1 protein-coding gene is annotated in these 288 nt (G+C 70.8%); it reads left to right on the forward strand.

The window, feature by feature from the left end; genetic code table 11:
* The coding region (locus tag J4G32_RS21050) for a response regulator (protein WP_210497643.1) at positions 1-223 on the forward strand (223 nt) is incomplete at its 5' end.
* Between the last annotated feature and the right edge of the window lie 65 nt (positions 224-288).

Consider the following 288-nt stretch of genomic DNA (forward strand, 5'->3'; position numbering starts at 1 on the left):
GGTCTGCCGCAGCGCCAAGCAGCGCAAGCTGCCCAATGGCAGCGCACCGGTGGTCCTGATGTTTGCGCCCACCGCCGGCAGCATGGACCGCATCAAGGCGGGGCTGGCGGGATGCGACGCCTACCTCTCCCGCTCGGTGGGCGAGGCCGAGTTCTACCGGGTGCTGGCGCAGCACCGGCTGGTCAGCCTGGACGGCTTCGAGCGGACCAACATCGGCTTCTAGCCGTGCAGGTCGTCCCGGCGGGCGATCTCCAGCAGCCGCTCCAGCTCCACGCCGTGGTGGCGCTG

The organism is Microvirga antarctica, assembly GCF_017921815.1.
GTDB classification, from domain to species: Bacteria; Pseudomonadota; Alphaproteobacteria; order Rhizobiales; family Beijerinckiaceae; genus Microvirga; species Microvirga antarctica.